This window comes from Nocardioides seonyuensis, from assembly GCF_004683965.1.
Classification (GTDB): Bacteria; Actinomycetota; Actinomycetes; order Propionibacteriales; family Nocardioidaceae; genus Nocardioides; species Nocardioides seonyuensis.
The window spans coordinates 2,029,452-2,045,933 of the sequence record NZ_CP038436.1 but is presented as its reverse complement, the minus strand read 5'-3'; the positions used below and the strand labels follow the sequence as shown (position 1 = coordinate 2,045,933).

Annotated in this window: 16 protein-coding genes; 8 read left to right on the top strand and 8 right to left on the bottom strand. The window is 71.9% G+C overall.

What is annotated here, in order from left to right:
* Positions 1 to 37: 37 nt before the first annotated feature.
* Together EXE58_RS09935 and EXE58_RS09930 are read right to left on the bottom strand one after the other, a co-directional pair.
* Positions 38 to 829, bottom strand: coding sequence for a hypothetical protein (locus EXE58_RS09935; RefSeq protein WP_135267733.1), 792 nt, complete (start codon positions 827 to 829; stop codon positions 38 to 40).
* Between the two features lie 24 nt (positions 830 to 853).
* Complete coding sequence (locus tag EXE58_RS09930; protein WP_135267732.1) at positions 854 to 1,852, bottom strand: hypothetical protein; 999 nt, start codon at positions 1,850 to 1,852, stop codon at positions 854 to 856.
* Between the two features lie 50 nt (positions 1,853 to 1,902).
* Between EXE58_RS09930 and EXE58_RS09925 the strand changes: the two genes are divergently transcribed.
* Genes EXE58_RS09925 through EXE58_RS09915 form a run of 3 tightly spaced genes read left to right on the top strand, consistent with a single transcriptional unit; the run spans position 1,903 to position 4,768 of the window.
* Positions 1,903 to 2,949 (top strand): alpha/beta fold hydrolase, encoded by a 1,047-nt coding sequence (locus EXE58_RS09925; protein ID WP_135267731.1) that lies wholly within the window; start codon positions 1,903 to 1,905, stop codon positions 2,947 to 2,949.
* Positions 2,946 to 4,352 (top strand): FAD-binding oxidoreductase, encoded by a 1,407-nt coding sequence (locus EXE58_RS09920; RefSeq protein WP_135267730.1) that lies wholly within the window; start codon positions 2,946 to 2,948, stop codon positions 4,350 to 4,352. Before EXE58_RS09925 ends, EXE58_RS09920 begins: the two co-directional genes overlap by 4 nt.
* A 5-nt stretch (positions 4,353 to 4,357) precedes the next feature.
* Complete coding sequence (locus EXE58_RS09915) at positions 4,358 to 4,768, top strand: DoxX family protein (protein WP_135267729.1); 411 nt, start codon at positions 4,358 to 4,360, stop codon at positions 4,766 to 4,768.
* Positions 4,769 to 4,797: 29 nt separating this feature from the next.
* Here the strand turns inward: EXE58_RS09915 and clpB are convergent, their stop codons facing one another.
* Together clpB and EXE58_RS09905 are read right to left on the bottom strand one after the other, a co-directional pair.
* Positions 4,798 to 7,392 carry an ATP-dependent chaperone ClpB gene (gene clpB / locus EXE58_RS09910; protein ID WP_135267728.1) on the bottom strand — a complete coding sequence of 865 codons (2,595 nt, stop codon included), beginning with the start codon at positions 7,390 to 7,392 and terminating at the stop codon, positions 4,798 to 4,800.
* 344 nt (positions 7,393 to 7,736) lie between these two features.
* A complete protein-coding gene (locus EXE58_RS09905; RefSeq protein ID WP_135267727.1) occupies positions 7,737 to 9,239 on the bottom strand; it encodes a cobyric acid synthase in 1,503 nt (500 codons plus the stop codon).
* A 37-nt stretch (positions 9,240 to 9,276) separates the two neighbouring features.
* On the opposite strand from EXE58_RS09905, the gene EXE58_RS09900 reads away from it, so the two are divergent.
* The gene (locus EXE58_RS09900) at positions 9,277 to 10,086 is read left to right on the top strand and encodes a pentapeptide repeat-containing protein (protein ID WP_244242170.1); all 810 of its coding nucleotides are present in this window, start codon (positions 9,277 to 9,279) and stop codon (positions 10,084 to 10,086) included.
* Here the strand turns inward: EXE58_RS09900 and EXE58_RS09895 are convergent, their stop codons facing one another.
* Positions 10,087 to 10,851 (bottom strand): AfsR/SARP family transcriptional regulator, encoded by a 765-nt coding sequence (locus EXE58_RS09895; protein WP_135267725.1) that lies wholly within the window; start codon positions 10,849 to 10,851, stop codon positions 10,087 to 10,089.
* A gap of 78 nt (positions 10,852 to 10,929) precedes the next feature.
* On the opposite strand from EXE58_RS09895, the gene EXE58_RS09890 reads away from it, so the two are divergent.
* Entirely contained in the window at positions 10,930 to 11,106 is a 177-nt protein-coding gene (locus EXE58_RS09890; RefSeq protein ID WP_135267724.1) for a DUF1059 domain-containing protein, read from the top strand.
* A gap of 137 nt (positions 11,107 to 11,243) precedes the next feature.
* Here EXE58_RS09890 and EXE58_RS09885 read toward each other — a convergent pair whose 3' ends face one another.
* Positions 11,244 to 11,705: a hypothetical protein gene (locus tag EXE58_RS09885; protein ID WP_135267723.1), complete on the bottom strand. Its 462-nt coding sequence runs from the start codon at positions 11,703 to 11,705 to the stop codon at positions 11,244 to 11,246.
* A 125-nt stretch (positions 11,706 to 11,830) separates the two neighbouring features.
* Here EXE58_RS09885 and EXE58_RS09880 point away from each other — a divergent pair, with 125 nt between their 5' ends.
* Genes EXE58_RS09880 through EXE58_RS09870 form a run of 3 tightly spaced genes read left to right on the top strand, consistent with a single transcriptional unit; the run spans position 11,831 to position 14,807 of the window.
* Positions 11,831 to 13,255, top strand: a complete 1,425-nt coding sequence (locus EXE58_RS09880; protein WP_135267722.1) for a hypothetical protein — start codon at positions 11,831 to 11,833, stop codon at positions 13,253 to 13,255.
* Positions 13,256 to 13,278: 23 nt separating this feature from the next.
* The gene (locus EXE58_RS09875; RefSeq protein WP_135267721.1) at positions 13,279 to 13,836 is read left to right on the top strand and encodes a cysteine hydrolase family protein; all 558 of its coding nucleotides are present in this window, start codon (positions 13,279 to 13,281) and stop codon (positions 13,834 to 13,836) included.
* Entirely contained in the window at positions 13,833 to 14,807 is a 975-nt protein-coding gene (locus EXE58_RS09870; RefSeq protein ID WP_135267720.1) for a PfkB family carbohydrate kinase, read from the top strand. Before EXE58_RS09875 ends, EXE58_RS09870 begins: the two co-directional genes overlap by 4 nt.
* A gap of 36 nt (positions 14,808 to 14,843) precedes the next feature.
* Here EXE58_RS09870 and EXE58_RS09865 read toward each other — a convergent pair whose 3' ends face one another.
* Both EXE58_RS09865 and dnaJ read right to left on the bottom strand, forming a co-directional pair.
* Entirely contained in the window at positions 14,844 to 15,263 is a 420-nt protein-coding gene (locus EXE58_RS09865; RefSeq protein ID WP_135267719.1) for a heat shock protein transcriptional repressor HspR, read from the bottom strand.
* Entirely contained in the window at positions 15,260 to 16,450 is a 1,191-nt protein-coding gene (dnaJ, locus tag EXE58_RS09860) for a molecular chaperone DnaJ (protein WP_135267718.1), read from the bottom strand. The genes EXE58_RS09865 and dnaJ overlap by 4 nt, the downstream gene beginning before the upstream one ends.
* Positions 16,451 to 16,482 lie beyond the last annotated feature (32 nt).

Here is a 16,482-nt window from a genome sequence, read left to right as displayed (position 1 = left end):
CGACCGTCTGGCGGGGCGATTCCCGAGGACGAAGACGTCAGTAGGCCGGCGGAGGGTTGTCATGGCTCGCCGGCGCGTAGGGATCAGGGGTGCCGCGCCGGGCGAACCAGTCGCCCGCCCCGCCGACGAAGAGCAGCACGATCACCAGCAGCGTCGCGACGAGCCACACGGCGCTGATGCCGCTGAGGATGGACAGGAGCGCGCCCAGGGCGACCACCGCGGAGGAGATCACCAGCAGGATGCGCGCGACGTTGGAGCGGCGCAGCACGAAGACGCCGAGCACGACGGCGACCAGGGACCACACGGTGAGGACCAGCATGACGGCCACCAGCGCGCCGACGATCGAGTCGAGGTCGACGTCGAGGTCACGGAACTCCGGCTGCCTCTCGAGCTCGTTGACGACCTGGTCGCGCGCGACGAAGAACATCAGGGCGATGAACGCGTAGAGCAGTGCGCTCAGGCCGGAGAGCACGATGGTGATCCAGCCGGCCGCGGTCACGGTCGCGGGACGGGCGTCGCCGTGCCGCGCGGGCGGGTAGGGGTAGCCCGTCGGGGCCTGCCACGAGTGGCCCGCCTGCCCTGCTTCGTCAGCGTGGCCCGCCTGGCCCTGGCCGTAGGGGTCCTGCGACTCGATCGGCCGGCCGTGGGGGTCCTGCGGCGCCGCGGGCTGTCCGTAGGGGTTCTGCGGAGGGGCGGGCTGGCCGTAGGGGTTCGGTGAGCCCGCCGGCTGTCCGTAGGGCGTCGGCGACCCGGCCGGCTGACCGTAGGGGTTCTCCGGGGGCGTCGGCTGGCCGGAGGGGTGCTCGGGCGGGGGCTGCTGGTCGCTCATGGGGTCATCCCATCACGACGCGGGTCACCTGAACCACGCCCGGACCTCGGGGCGACGCAGGAGGATGACGGTGGCGATGGACGCGAGGCCCGGCACGAGGGACACCGGGGTGTAGAACGCCGACAGCACGCAGGCCCCGGCGCTGGCCGCGGCGGTGACGAGCAGGGCGGTGCGGGCCCACCTGCGGCGTGCCATCGCGAGACCGGCGAACAGCAGCGCCGCCGAGCACCAGGCCATGCAGAGCGCGCCGACCACCAGGGTGGCCGAGCGCAGCTGGTCGAGGCTGACGCTGCCCTCGAGCATATCGGGCCGCTGACGCTCGATCTCGGCGGTCAGGAGGTCGGGCGAGAACGCCATCACGATGACGGAGAACCCCACCACGGCCAGGACCAGCCCGGCCCCGATGACCGTGACCACGAAGGCGGACACCAGCGCTGCGGGCCGGTCATGGAGCCCGGCGCTGGCGGCTGCCGGCCTCGGCTGCGCGGAGTGGGGCGGCACGAGTGGGCCGGGAGCGTTCACGGGCGGCGGCGTAGGCCGGGCCGCGGGCCGCTCGTCATCCCGAGCCTCACGAGGCGGTGCGGGCGGTGTCCAGCGACCGGTGCGGAACCACTCGCGCGCCGGTGAGAGCCACAGCATCACCACGGCGGCCGCGACGAGGGACGAGACGAAGCCCCCGGAGGTCATGCCGGTCACGAACAGCGGCAGGGCCACGATCGTGAGCGCCAGCCGTGCCGCCAGGTTGCGCTGCATCACGTGCCAGCCGAGGATCGCGGCGGCTGTGGCCAGACCGGCGCTGACCATCGCGCTGACGCGGAGCAACCGGATGACGGACTCGACGTCGAGGCCGAGGCCCTGGGCGAACGGCTCGGCGAGGAACGCCTCGATCGACTCGCGGGTCTCGAGCGACCGCAGGCCGCTGATCTGCTCCCAGACGGTCAGCACGACCACGACGGAGCAGATGATCACCATCCAGGCGGCCATGGTCACCTGGGGCGGACGCTGTTCGGTCGTGGAGCTCACGGTGCCAGTCTCTCAAGCCGGTGGTGACGGCAGTGCCCTACCCTGACGGCGTGCTGACGAGATCCGTTCCGGTCATGACGCTGCTCGGCAGCGGCGCCCTCGCCGCAGGGATGGCGGGATGGCTGGTCTCGGCCCATCGCAGCGCGCCCGGGCGCGCTGCCCGCCTCGACGACGCGACCGGACGGGGAGGCCAGGCCCGCGAGGTCCTGGCCACCGACGGGACCGTCCTCCACGTCGAGGTCGACGGTCCCGACGACGCCGACGTCACCGTCGTGTTCTGCCACGGCTGGCTGATGGACCTCACCACGTGGCACCGGCAGCGCGAGGCGCTGGAGGGCTCCCGGGTGCGCCGCGTGTTCTACGACCAGCGGGGTCACGGCCGGTCGGGATGGGCGGGCATGGACCCCTCCGAGCGCGGCGTACGCCAGCTCGCGGGCGACCTCGCCGCCGTCATCGGAGCCACCGCTCCCACCGGCCGCCTCGTGCTGGTGGGCCACTCGATGGGCGGCATGACCATCATGGGCTTCGCCCAGACCCACCTCTCGACCATCAAGGAGCGGGTCGACGGCGTGCTCCTCGTGGCGACCGGGGCCGGCCCGCTGAGCCAGCAGGCGACGTTCGGCATCCCCGACGCGCTCCAGCCCCTGCACCGGTTCCTGCGACGCAACGCCGTGCGCACGTTCGCGACGCTCGGCCGCCTGCCCGAGACCGACGTCCGCCGGCTCGGCGTCGGCCCGACGCTGCTGCTCAGCCGTCTGACGGCCGTGGCCCCACAAGCGGACGACCGGGCGCTGGCCGTCACGACGGGGGCGGCCTGGCGCAACCGTCTCGACGTCGCGGCCATCGCGCTGGCCGCGGTGATGAGCCACGACGAGCGAGAGGCGGTGCCGGCGATGCAGTGCACCAGCGTGGTGACCATCAACCCCGGCCGTGACCGCCTGATCCCCCCGGTCTTCCAGCGCGAGCTCGCCGAGATGATCCCCGGTGCGCGCATGGTCGAGCTCCCCGACAGCGGCCACATGGCCATGCTCGAGGCACCCGACGAGGTGACCCGGGAGCTGGAGGGTCTCATCGCCCGAGCCGAGTCCCACCCGTGACCGACCTGATCGCCCGGCTGGGCGAGGCCATCGGTGCCTCCCACGTGCTGACCGACCCCCACGACCTGGCGTCGTACTCCGTCGACTGGCGCGGCGCCTACCGCGGCACCCCCCTGGCCGTGGTCCGGCCCGGCTCGACCGCCGAGGTCTCCGAGGTGGTCCGGCTGGCCCACGACTCCGGGGTCGCGATCGTGCCGCAGGGCGGCAACACGGGCATGTGCGGCGGCGCGGTCCCCTCCGACGACGGCTCCCAGCTGGTGCTCTCGCTCAACCGGATGCGCGCGATCCGCTCCCTCGACGCCGGCAGCGCCACCATCACCGCAGAGGCGGGCGTCGTCCTGCAGGAGCTCCAGTCCGCAGCCGAGTCCGTGGGCATGCTGTTCCCGGTCTCGCTCGCCGCCGAAGGCAGCTGCACGGTCGGCGGCAACATCTCCACCAACGCCGGAGGCACGGCCGTGCTGCGCTACGGCATGATGCGGGCCCAGGTCCTCGGGCTGGAGGTGGTGCTCCCCGACGGTCGCGTGTGGGACGGGCTGCGCTCGCTGCGCAAGGACAACACCGGCCTCGACCTCAAGCAGCTCTTCATCGGCGCCGAGGGCACCCTCGGCGTGGTCACCGCCGCGGTCCTCGCCCTGCAGCCGGCCACGCCGTCCCGGGCGACCGCCTGGGTGTCGCTCCCGTCGGTGTCGGCAGCCGCCTCGCTGCTGTCGGTGCTGCGCGAGCACGCGGGTGACTGGCTCTCGACGTGGGAGCTCGTGTCGCGGCCCGCGCTCGAGCTCGTCGTCGCCCACGGCGTGCCCGACCCGCTCACCTCGGAGGCCGACTGGTTCGGCCTGGTCGAGCTCGCCGGACCGGCCGGCGCCGACGTCGGCTCCGCGCTCGAGGACGCGCTCGGGGCGGCCGTCGAGGCCGACCTCGTGCTGGACGCGGCCATCGCCGGGTCGGCCTCCCAGCGCACCGGCCTCTGGTCCCTGCGCGAACGCGTCTCCGAGGCCCAGGAGTCCCTCGGCCCGACGATCAAGCACGACGTCTCGGTGGCGATCTCCTCCCTCGACGACCTCGTCTCCCGACTCGCGCCCGCCCTGGAAGCAGCGCTGCCGGGCGTGCGGCCGGTCATCTACGGGCACGTCGGCGACGGCAACCTCCACTACAACCTCAGCCGTCCCGCCTCGCTCGATCCGGACGAGTTCCTCGCGCACGCCGCGCAGCTCTCCACCCTCGTCCACGACGCCACGGTCGCCCTCGGCGGCTCGATCAGCGCCGAGCACGGCCTCGGCTCGGGCAAGGCGGCGACCGCGGCGTCCTACAAGAGCGACGTCGAGGTCGACCTGATGCGGGCGGTCAAGCAGGCACTCGACCCCGCTGGACTGATGAACCCCGGCAAGGTGCTCCCCCTACAGTGAGTCGCATGAGCTCACCCGCACGCACCATCGGGCGACTGGCTCTCGGCGCCGCCATGGTCGGTGCGGGCGTCATGCACCTGACGACCCAGCGGCAGGAGTTCCAGGCTCAGGTGCCCAGCTGGTTCCCGATCGACGAGGACCTCACCGTCGTCGCGTCCGGCGTCGTCGAGATCTCCCTCGGTGCCGCGTTCATCGCACTGCCCAAGCAGCAGCGCCTTGTCGGCGGCCTGCTTGCGGCCTTCTTCGTCGCGATCTTCCCCGGCAACATCGCGCAGTACGTCGAGGGCACCGACGCCTTCGGGCTCGACACCGACCGCAAGCGCCTGGTCCGACTGTTCTTCCAGCCGCTCCTGGTGCTGTGGGCGCTCTGGGGCGGCGGGTGGCTGGATCGGTCCCGCCGCGGCCGACAGGACTGACCCAGCCACCGAGCTCAGCCGACCCACACTCAGGCCCGCTGCAGGACCAGCCCGTCCTCGCCGACGTCGACGGTGACCGAGCCACCATCGGTGACCTCGCCGCCGATCAGCATCCGGGCGAGCGGGTCGCCGATCGCCGACTGGATCAGCCGTCGCAGCGGCCGGGCGCCGTACGCCGGGTCGTAGCCGGTCTCGGCCAGCCAGGCGCGCGCCGCGTCGGTCACCTCGATGGTGATGCGCCGGACCGCCAGCCGCTTCTCGAGAAGCCCCAGCTGCAGGTCGACGATGTGGGCGAGGTCGTCCTTGGTGAGCGCGTCGAACATGACGATCTCGTCGAGCCGGTTGAGGAACTCCGGCTTGAAGGACGAGCGGACCACGCCCATCACCGACTCCTTGCGGGCCTCGGGGTCGAGGAGCGGGTCGACCAGGAAGTTCGAGCCCAGGTTGGAGGTCAGGATCAGCAGCGTGTTGCGGAAGTCGACCGTGCGGCCCTGACCGTCGGTGAGGCGGCCGTCGTCGAGCACCTGGAGCAGGATGTCGAAGACCTCGGGGTGGGCCTTCTCGACCTCGTCCAGCAGGACGACGCTGTAGGGGCGCCGACGAACGGCCTCGGTCAGCTGCCCGCCCTCGTCGTAGCCGACGTAGCCGGGAGGCGCGCCGACCAGCCGGGAGACCGAGTGCTTCTCGGAGTACTCGCTCATGTCGATGCGCACGATCGCGCGCTCGTCGTCGAAGAGGAAGTCGGCCAGCGACTTGGCGAGCTCGGTCTTGCCGGTGCCGGTCGGGCCCAGGAAGAGGAACGAGCCCGTGGGCCGGTTGGGGTCGGCGATGCCGGCACGCGAGCGTCGTACGGCGTCGCTCACCGCGGCGACCGCCTCGCGCTGGCCGACCAGCCGGGCACCGATCACCGACTCCATCTCGAGCAGCTTGGCGGTCTCGCCCTGGAGCAGCCGGCCGGTCGGGATGCCCGTCCAGGCCTCGACCACGTCGGCGATCTGCTCGGCGCCGACCTCCTCGCCGACGAGCGGCTCGGCGGTCGCCTCAGCGGCCGCGGACTCGGCCAGCGACTTCTCGAGCTGGGGGATCTGGACGTAGAGGATCTCCGAGGCCTGGCGGAGGTTCTCCTCGCCGCCCTCGCGCTGGAGCTTCTCGGCCTGCACGCGCACCGCGTCGAGCCGACGGCGCAGCTCGCCCTCGTCCTCGAGCGAGGAGCGCTCGCGCTCCCAGCGCGCCTCGAGCCCGCGCAGCTCCTCCTCGGCGTCGGCCAGCTCGGCGTGCAGCGCAGCGAGCCGCTCGGCGGAGGCCTCGTCGGACTCGCGGCCCAGCGCGAACTCCTCCATCTTGAGCCGGTCGACGTGTCGCCGGAGCGCGTCGATCTCCTCCGGGCTGGACTCGATCTCCATCCGCAGTCGGCTCGACGCCTCGTCGATGAGGTCGATGGCCTTGTCGGGCAGCTGGCGGCCGGTGATGTAGCGGTCGCTCAGGGTGGCGGCGGCGACGAGTGCGGCGTCGGTGATGCGGACGCCGTGGTGGGCCTCGTACTTCTCCTGGATGCCGCGCAGGATCTGGATGGTGTCCTCGACGCTGGGCTCGCCGACGAAGACCTGCTGGAAGCGGCGCTCCAGGGCGGGGTCCTTCTCGATGCGCTCGCGGTACTCGTCGAGGGTGGTCGCGCCGACCATGTGCAGCTCGCCGCGGGCGAGCATCGGCTTGAGCATGTTGCCGGCGTCCATCGCGGAGTCGCCCCCGGCGCCGGCGCCGACGACGGTGTGGAGCTCGTCGATGAAGGTGATGACCTGGCCGCCGGCGGACTTGATGTCCTCGAGCACGGCCTTGAGGCGCTCCTCGAACTCACCGCGGTACTTCGCGCCCGCCACCATCGCGGCGAGGTCGAGGCTGAGCACGCGGCGTCCCTTGAGGCTGTCGGGCACGTCGCCCGCGACGATGCGCTGGGCGAGGCCCTCCACCACGGCCGTCTTGCCGACGCCCGGCTCGCCGATGAGGACGGGGTTGTTCTTGGTACGACGGCTCAGCACCTGGATCACCCGGCGGATCTCGGCGTCACGGCCGATGATCGGGTCCATCCGGCCCTGCTCCGCGGCCTCGGTGAGGTCGACGCTGAACTTCTCCAGGGCCTCGTAGGTGTCCTCGGCGTCGGGGCTGGTGACGCGGCGGTCGCCACGCACCGCCGTCAGTCCCTCGCGCAGGCCGGCCTCGGTCAGCCCCGCGTCGGTCAGCACGGAGCGAGCACCGGACTCGACGGTCGCGAGGGCGATCAGGAGGTGCTCGGTGGCGACGTAGTCGTCCTTCATCCCACGGGCGAGGTCGAGCGCTGCGGCCAGGACGCGGGTCAGGGCCGCGGAGGCCGACGGCTGCTGGACGGTCGCGCCGCTGGCCCTCGGCAGCTGCTGCACGCGCGCCTCGGCCGCTGCGGTGAGCGCGGCCGCGTCGACCCCGGCCTTGGAGACCAGGTTGCGGGCGGTGCCCTCCTCCTCGCGCAGCAGCGCGACCAGGAGGTGGATCGGCTCGGTGTGGGAGTTGCCGGCAGTGGTGGCCGCCAGCTGGGCGGCCTCGATCGCCTGGCGGCTGCGGGTGGTGAACTTGTCGGCGCCGAACTGGCTCACGTCATCTCCTTGTCAGTGGCGAGCAGGGCGGCCTCCCGGTGAGGGAGGACGAGGTCCTGGCACGGGACCACTGTGGTCCCACTGGCTCCAACGCGCCAGAAGTTGAGTCGATTCCCCTCAACTTCATCCATTTCTGCGCCTTACGTGGTCCGCGGGGCTCATGAGGCAACTTCGACACTTCTCCGGACGATCTCTAGGAAGTGTGGGGTTTGCGAAGCCTCGCGATCGGGCAAGTTGAGAAGATGACAAAGCTCCTCGGTGACAACCGCGTCGTCGGAGTCGTGCTGGTCGCGCTGCTGTTCCTCAACGCCTTCGCGATCCAGAGCGGCTGGTACGCCTAGCGGTCAACGACTCCGACCCGGCTCAAGCCCGGGTCCCTCGTGCTGCCCTCCCACCAGCGCGAGCTCCAGCAGCGCCTCCACGTCGAGGTGCTCCTCGAGCAGGTCGGCCAGGAGCTCGAGCCTGGCCTCCCGCGCGTCGGTGAAGCAGGCGCCCGAGGGCTGCCACGCCACACCCACGCACTCCGCCACGGCCGCCAAGAACGCCGTGCGCAGGTCGTCGTACTCGAGGCCGCCGTGCCACATCGTGCCGAACACCCCGCCCTGACGCGCGCCCCCGAGGAACTCCTCCACCCCCGGTCCACGGGAGACCCGGCCGTGGTGGATCTCGTAGCCGCCTCCCTCGGCCCCCAGCGCCCTGCCGGTGGGCAGTCGCAGGACCTTCTCGACCCCGAAGACCGTCGACACGTCGAGCAGCCCGAGCCCGTCGGCGGTCGCACCCGCCTCGCCCTCGACCCCGTCGGGGTCCTCGATGCGCCGCCCGAGCATCTGGAAGCCGCCGCAGATCCCGAGCACGGGGCGTCCCGCCGCCGCATGCTCGAGCACGACCCGGTCCAGGCCGCGCCCGCGCAACCACGCGAGGTCGGCGAGGGTCGAGCGGGTTCCGGGCAGCACGAGCAGGTCGAGGTCGCTGGCAGCGAGCGGGTCCGAGACGAAGCGCACGTCGACCGCCGGTTCCAGACCGAGCGCGTCCACGTCGGTGAAGTTCGAGATGCGTGGCAGGCGCACGACTCCGACCCGCAGGCGCGCGGTGTCCACGGGGGCGCGTCGGCCGTCGAGGTCGAGGGCGTCCTCGGAGTCGAGCCACAGGTCGGGGTGCCACGGCAGGACGCCGTAGGTCGGGCGTCCCGTGAGCGACCGGAGCTCGTCGATCGCAGGGCGCAGCAGCTGCTCGTCCCCACGGAACTTGTTGATGACGAAGCCAGCCACGAGCGCCTGGTCGGCCGCCTCGAGCAGCGCCACGGTGCCGTACAACGAGGCGAACACCCCGCCCCGGTCGATGTCGCCGACGACCACCACGGGCAGGCCCGCGTGCCGGGCGAGCCCCATGTTGACGAAGTCGCTGCTGCGGAGGTTGATCTCCGCCGGGCTGCCCGCGCCCTCGGCGACCACGACGTCGTACCTCGAGGCCAGGTCGTCGTACGCCGCCCACGCAGCGTCGCGCAGGTGGGTGCGCCCGGACACCCAGCTCTTCGAGTCGATCGTGCCGGCGGGCCGGCCGTTGACGACCACGTGGCTGCGGCGATCGCCGCCGGGCTTGAGCAGCACGGGGTTCATCGCCACCTCAGGGGTGGCGCGGGCGGCCAGCGCCTGCACCCACTGGGCACGTCCGATCTCGGCACCGCGACCGTCCGGGCCTTCGCAGACCATCGAGTTGTTGGACATGTTCTGCGCCTTGTAGGGCGCCACCCTCACCCCACGGCGTGCGAAGGCCCGGCACAGGCCCGTCGTCACCACGCTCTTGCCGGCATCGGAGGTGGTGCCTGCCACGAGCAGTCCTGGGCTCATGGGTCGCCACCGTAGTGGGGTCGAGGAGGATGGAGCCGTGACCACCCCCGTCCCGCGACCACCCGAGCTGCGTGCCGACTGCTCGTCGTGCTTCGGGCTGTGCTGCGTGGTCCTGCCCTTCAGCAAGGAGTCCGGCTTCGGCGTCACCAAGCCGGGCGGTGTCCCCTGCCTCAACCTCGCCGACGACGACCGGTGCCGCATCCACGCCACGCTGCGTCCCGACGGCTGGCCGGGCTGCACGGTCTTCGAGTGCTTCGGCGCGGGCCAGCAGGTCTCGCAGGTCACCTACGCCGGTGTCTCGTGGCGGGACCCGTCCAGTCCCCCGCACGTGTTGTCGGAGATGGGCGCGGTGCTGTCGGTGATGCGCCACCTGCACGAGATGCTCGTGCACCTGACGGCCGCCGAGCGCCGTGCACCGGGCACGGGCAGCGCCCTGGCCGCGCGCGTGACCGCCCTGACCGCCGGTTCCCCCGACGAGCTGCTGGGCCTCGACCTCGACGCGCTGTACGACGAGGTGGGCACCGTTCTCTCCGGGGTCAGCGCGACGGTCCGCGCGAGGTGGCCGGACACCGTCGACCACACCCGGGCCGACCTCGCCGGGCACGACCTGCGGGACCAGGACCTGTGCGGGGCGATGCTGCGCGGTGCCGTGCTGATCGCCGCCGACCTGCGCGGCTGCGTCCTGGCCGACGCCGACCTGTTGGGTGCCGACGCGCGCGACGCGGACGTACGCGACGCCGACCTGTCCGAGGCGCTGTTCCTCACCCAGCCGCAGGTCAACGCGATGCGCGGCGGCCCTTCGACAGCGCTGCCCACGGACATGGCCCGACCAGAGCACTGGGCCTGATCAGGGGCGACCGACCGCGCGACGCAGCTCCGCGTGCAGCTCGCGCGTCTCTGCGGCCGGCGCCACCCCGAGCTCACGGTGGAGAAGTGCCGCACATTCGCGATACGTCTGCAACGCCTCCGCGTTGTTGCCCGCTGCGGCGTGGGCACGCATCTGCAGGCGCCACGAGGACTCTCTCAGCGGCGCCAACCCGGCCGCCTCGACGGACGCCGCGAGCGCCTGCGCGGCGTCACCACGCGCCAGCCAGACCTCGGCCAGCACCTCGAGCGCGCGGATCCGGCCCACACGCAGCTGCTCCCCCACCTGCTCGATCCAGACGGCATCCTCATGGGGCAGCAGCGGGCGGCGGGTGATGGCCGATGCCACCGCAGCCTCGGCCCAGGCCTGGCCGAGGTCCCGACGGCGCAGGGCCGCCTCCGCCTTGTCCACCGCGCGAACGCCGGCCTCCACGTCCACCCACGAGTCGTGCGGCAGTCGGAGCTGGTAGGTGCCGCCCGACCCCGCCAGCACCGCGTCCGCGCCGACGCGTCTCAGCGCTGTGCGGATCCGCGACACCGACGACTTGAGCAAGGGCTCCCACGACGTCGGCGGGGGCGTTGCCCAGACGACTTCGGCCAGCGCGTCCCGTGAGACGGGGTGCCGCCCGTGCAGCACGAGGAACGTGAACAGCAGCCGGCCCTGACGGCCGGGCAGCTCGTCCTCGTCGAGCGTGCCCGCGGGGCCGATGACGGCGAGGCGCCCAGTGAGGTGGATGCGCAGGCTCATCGGCGGTCCGAGCGCATCCGTGCGCCAACCAAACGCCAACCCACGCACCTAGCATCGCAGCATCGGATCGCTGGATCCGTGATCGAGGAGGCAGCTATGTCGAGCAGCGGGATGGTCATCGAGTGCCCGTGCGGCGTGGTGCTGCGCGGCGACGACGAGACCGATGTGATGTCGCAGGCTCAGGACCATGCGAAGCAGACCCATGACATGGACCTTTCGGGGGACCAGGCGCGGGGGATGTTGCGCCCGGCCTGACAGGGCGGGGGTACGGCGGCCACGGGGACCCGGGGGTGGGGGAAGTGATCTCCGAGGCCGCCGGGCTCTCCGGCGTCGTGGACACGTGAGTCCCGCCGCCACACCGGGCGTGCGCATCACCCGCACCGGGCGACAGGTCAGGAACAGGCCCCGCGGTCCACGAGCAGGGTTGAGCTCTGCAGGTCGCTGGCCGTGCCTGCGGACACCTGCACGCGCACGCAGACCGTCGGCGACTCCTCGCCGCTCGGCGTGACCTCATAGGCGGTCTCCGAGGCGGTGGATGCCACACGATCGGCGTGCACCCGGTGACCGAGCACTGCCGACACCTCTGCCATGAGCCGTTGCTGGGACACCTCGCCGGGCGTCCCGGTCAGCGCGTCCGCGGCGAGGTCCGCAGCGTCGTGCAGGTCGTCCTCGCTGACGGTGAGCGTCGACCAGGTCACGACGAGCGAGGTCACCAGCCCGAGCACGGCGAGCCCCCACACACCGCCGAGTCCCACGCGGTGCCAGCTGCGGACGGCAGGCAGCAACGAGGCAGCGAGGGCGATGGAGACGAGGACCGAGGTCGCCGACCAGGCGGCCAGCAGAGAGGGGGTCACGTCGGGGCACCTACCCCCTGCGGCACAGGGCCAAACCGATCGCGGTCCTCGTGTACGCCACGTTTCAGAACACCTCCGGGGGGAAGGACACCGGGCAACACCACTCGGTTCCCAGGAGACTTGCGATGGCTTCGTACGACGACCTCAACGACATGATCGGACCGCTCAAGCGCGCCGCCATCGACGCCTACATGTGCTCCAACAACTGGGGCGGGTTCCTCGGCTACCGGATCGTGGGAGACAAGTACTTCTTCGCACACCCCAACGTGAGCGGCTCCTACGGCACCACCACCGAGGAGGTGGACAGGCCCAACGAGCAGGGTGAGGGCGGCGGTCGGTGGAAGATGCGGATCCCGATGGCGTTCGACCCCGATGCCGAGGACAAGTACGTCGACGACTTCAACAACATCCGCGACAGGATCGACGAGGCGCTGAGGCCCTGGAAGTGGCTGCCCGAACCGGCCGACATCGCCGAGATGGTCGAGTCGGTGCGGCAGGCCAACCGGATCCTGTCCCTCGACGCGGTCAACGCCGGCGGCACCGTCACCGGCGGCGGCGAGATCGGCGGCAACATCAACCTCATCCTGGAGAACTCCGACGCCATGGCCGGCGGGATGATCACGGCCTTCAAGGCCAACTTCCTCGCCCAGCTCGGGAAGGCCGTCGCCGGCCACCACGCGATCACGATCGTCCTCGGCGGGATGCTGGCGGCGGAGTGGAAGATCTGGGAGCAGGCCCGGCAGACCGTCGCAGACCTGGTGGAGCAGTCCACCCAGGCGTTCGACGCCGCGGCGGAGGGTGGCGACATCGACTGGGACGTCGTCCTCAAGGTCGCGGGCTACGCCGTCGCCGGCGCCGCGATCTTCGCCACCGCCGGCACCGGGGCGGCAACCGCACTCGCCGTCGCAGGGCTGGGGATCAAGATCCTGGACGGCGCGGTGCCGGCCAGCGGCTCCGGGACCGAGACCGACGCCCCCGGCGGTGACTTCGACAGCGTGATGGACAGCTTCGAGGGCACCCTCAAGGATCTCGACACCGCGATCGAGGACGAGGAGACCATCCTCGAGGACAACCTGCGCACGAACCTGAGCCAGATCCGCGCCGACAAGTCCTCCTACGACCTCGAGCGCCCGCCGATCATGGACATCGACGACGACAGCGACCTCGGGGCGCCGTCCGAGATCAGGATCGAGCCCGTGCTCGTCAAGGAGATCACCGAGACCTACCTGCCCAACATCAGGGGCGAGCTCATGCGGGCCGCGAACCGTCTCCAGGAGGTCGTCTCGTTGAGCGCGATCCACCGCGACTCCTCCCTCGGCCTCGGCTCCTACGGCCCCCGCGAGCAGTACCACGACCTGCGCGACCTCGGGTACGAGCTCATCAGGAACCTCCAGCTCGAGGTGTCCTACTCAGCCAAGTCCTTGCAGCTGGGCGTCGAGGACATCCTCGTCACCGACTCCGACCAGCAGGACGCCCTGGAGGCCCACGCACAACGGGTCATCGACCTCGAGATCGGCCAGCCCACCGGCCCCTACAACCCCTGGAACTGATGCCGACCTGACAGGCTGGGGCCATGCGCCCCGACGCCTGGCTGGTGGTCATCGACGCCCAGCGGATCTTCGCCTCGCCCGACAGCCCCTGGGGATCGCCGATGTTCCCGGCGATCGTCGATCCCGTACGACGCCTCGCCGACCGCGCCGGCGAGCGGACCGTCCTGACCCGCTGGGTCGCCCCCGATCCGCCGTCCGGGTCGTGGGGTCCCTACCTGGACGCCTGGCCGTTTGCGAAGGTCCCGGCCGACGACCCGCTCTACGACCTGGTCGAGGAGGTGCGCGACCTCAGCGACACGGTCGTCACCGAGACCACCTTCGGCAAGTGGGGAGCCGACCTGGCGGCGGTGACCGGTCCCACCCCCCATCTCGTGCTCACGGGGGTGTCCACCGACTGCTGCGTCATCTCGACCGCACTGGCGGCTGCCGACGCGGGCGCCACCATCACGCTGGTGACCGACGCGTGTGCGGGCTCGACGAACGACAACCAACGCGCTGCGCTCGACGTGATGGCGCTCTACCCGCCGCAGATCACCCTGGCCACCACCGTCGAGGTGCTCGCGTCGTGGGGCGACACGTGAGGCGGGTCATCCACACCGGCCAGGCGCTCGTCGACGTCGTCCTCGAGGTGCCCGACCTGCCGGCCCGCGGCCAGAACGTGATGGCGTCCACCGCCACCGACTATGCCGGTGGTGCCGTCACCGTGCTGGTGGCAGCCGCACGGTTCGGTGCAGAGTGCGTGCACGCTGGCGCCCACGGCACCGGGCCCCACGGCGACGTCGTACGCGCAGCCCTCGACTCGGAGGGGATCGCCGTCTCCGCGCCCCCCGTCGCCGACCGCGACACCGGCATCTGCGTGGTGCTGGTCGAGCCCTCCGCCGAGCGCACGTTCGTCACGACCCTGGGGGCCGAGCGCGACATCACCGTCGAGTCCCTCGCCACGTCATCGCCACGCGCGGGCGACCTGGTGTGCGTGACGGGCTTCTCGCTCGCCCTCGAGCGGACGCGGAACCCACTCCTGGAGTGGCTGGCCGGGCTCCCCGCCGAGGTGGTCGTCGTGCTCGATCCGGGTGCCGCCTTCGCGGCGCTTCCCCCTGACGTCCGGGATACCATGCTGGCCCACACCGACGTGTGGACCAGCAACGCCGAGGAGGCCACCGACCTGCTGGCTGTACTGGGCCTGCCGGTGGACCCCGCCGAGGTCGAGCCTCGCGAGATCGTCGCCCAGACCCGTGCACTGGCCCCCCTCGTGCGCGGCGACGCCGTGACGATCGTCCGCGACGGGCCGGAGGGCTGCGCGGTGCACGTGGCGGGCGAGGCGTCGTACGTCCCCGGCTTCCCGCAGACCCCCGTCGACACCAACGGAGCCGGCGACACCCACACCGGTGCCCTGATGGCGGAGGTCGCCGGCGGCACCGCCTGGGTCGAGGGCTGCCGCCGGGCCAACGCAGCCGCGGCGATCAAGGTGACCCGTCGGGGCCCGTCCACGGCGCCGACGGCAGCCGAGGTGGACGCCTTCCTCGAGTCCGAGCGCGGCCCGACCGATGCGTGAGGAAACCCCCGACCGAGCCGAATGATCAGGCGCTGGTCATCGCGGCCGGCGCCAGACCACGACCGACTGGCCGACACTGGTGTGGAGCACCGGGAGCTTGTTGGGCGTGGCGACCTGGACGGTGGCCATCGCCTTGCGGAGGGCGGCGCGAGTCGCCTCGAGCTCGGCGACGAGCTCCTCGTTGCGGGCACGCAGCGCCGCCAGCTGGTTGTCGAGCTCGAGGATCCGGCGGACGCCCTCGATCCCGATCCCGGAGCCGGTGAGCTCGGCGATCTCGCGCAACCGCTCGAGGTCGCGGTGGCTGTAGCGGCGCCCGCCACCGCCGGTGCGACCGGGCGTGATCAGGCCCATGCGCTCATAGGCGCGCAGGGTCTGCGGGTGCAGGCCGGTCAGCTCGGCGGCGACGCTGATGACGTAGACCGCGGCATCGGGCGACGGGGCTCCGAACTGGCTCATCGCGCCTCCTCGAACAGGCTCGCACGCAGCGGCTTGCCGGACATGGCAGCGCGGTAGGCCTCGACGGCCTCGCGCGCCGTGGCATCGAGCGTGGCCGGCACCTGCACCTCGACGGTCGCGAGGAGGTCGCCGCGGGTGCCGTCCTTGCGCGTGACGCCCTTGCCCCGGACCCGGAAGGTGCGACCGGTGGGCGTGCCCGGGGGGATCTTCAAGGTGACGGGCGACCCACCCAGCGTGGGGATCCGCACCTCCGCACCGAGCGCGGCCTCGTCGAAGGACACCGGCACGTCGAGGGTGAGGTTGTCGCCCTTGCGCCCGAAGATCCGGTGGGGGCCGACCTTGACGGTGACGAACAGGTCGCCGGCAGGGCCGCCGCTCTCGCCCGGGGCTCCCTTGCCCTTGAGGCGGATCTTCTGACCGTCCTTGACGCCGGCGGGGATGCGAGCCTGGATGGTGCGGGCGGAGGTGCCGCGTCCGCTGCCGTGGCAGGTCGGGCACGCCTGGTCGTAGACCAGCTGGCGGCCGCCGCACGAGGGGCAGGTCTCGTTCATCGAGAACGCCCCGCCCATCCCTGCGACGACGTAGCCCGCTCCCTCGCACTCGGGGCAGATGTGGGGCTTGGTGCCGGGCTTGCCGCCGGTGCCCTGGCAGGTGGGGCAGGCGGCGTCGGAGGTCAGCCGCAGCGAGATCGTGACGCCCTCGAGGGCGTCGGTGAACCCGATCGTCGCGGTGCTCTCGATGTCGGCACCCTTGCGGGGGCGCGCCTGGCGGGTGCGTCCGCCACCGAACATGTCACCGAAGAGGTCGCCGAAGCCACCACCACCGCCACCCTGCTGGCGCAGCAGGTCGTCGAGGTTGAAGCCCCCGCCGCCCGAGCCGAAGCCACCCCCGCCGAAGCCGCCACCACCCATGCCGGCGCCGAAGCCGCCGTTGGCCTGGAGGGTGCGGAACTCGTCGTACTTCTTGCGCTTGTCGGCGTCGCCGACCACGTCGTAGGCCTCGGCGACCGCCTTGAACCTGTCGTGCTTGGCGGCGTCGTCGGGGTGGGAGTCGGGGTGGTTGTCGCGCGCGAGCTTGCGGTAGGCCTTCTTGATGTCGGCAGCGCTGGCGTCCTTGGCGACGCCGAGCACCTTGTAGAAGTCCTTGGTCGCCCAGTCGTTCCTGAAGCCACTGTCGTTGTCAGCCATCCTCACCCTCCCTTCGCGAAACTCATCCTTGC

What these genes read in the sequence shown, in the direction of transcription:
- EXE58_RS09935 (WP_135267733.1), bottom strand. Translation starts at nt 829, where the DNA reads ATGAGCGACCAGCAGCCCCCGCCCGAGCACCCCTCCGGCCAGCCGACG.
- EXE58_RS09915 (WP_135267729.1), top strand. Translation starts at nt 4,358, where the DNA reads ATGAGCTCACCCGCACGCACCATCGGGCGACTGGCTCTCGGCGCCGCC.
- EXE58_RS09905 (WP_135267727.1), bottom strand. Translation starts at nt 9,239, where the DNA reads ATGAGCCCAGGACTGCTCGTGGCAGGCACCACCTCCGATGCCGGCAAG.
- EXE58_RS09895 (WP_135267725.1), bottom strand. Translation starts at nt 10,851, where the DNA reads ATGAGCCTGCGCATCCACCTCACTGGGCGCCTCGCCGTCATCGGCCCC.
- EXE58_RS09880 (WP_135267722.1), top strand. Translation starts at nt 11,831, where the DNA reads ATGGCTTCGTACGACGACCTCAACGACATGATCGGACCGCTCAAGCGC.
- EXE58_RS09875 (WP_135267721.1), top strand. Translation starts at nt 13,279, where the DNA reads ATGCGCCCCGACGCCTGGCTGGTGGTCATCGACGCCCAGCGGATCTTC.
- EXE58_RS09865 (WP_135267719.1), bottom strand. Translation starts at nt 15,263, where the DNA reads ATGAGCCAGTTCGGAGCCCCGTCGCCCGATGCCGCGGTCTACGTCATC.
- dnaJ (WP_135267718.1), bottom strand. Translation starts at nt 16,450, where the DNA reads ATGGCTGACAACGACAGTGGCTTCAGGAACGACTGGGCGACCAAGGAC.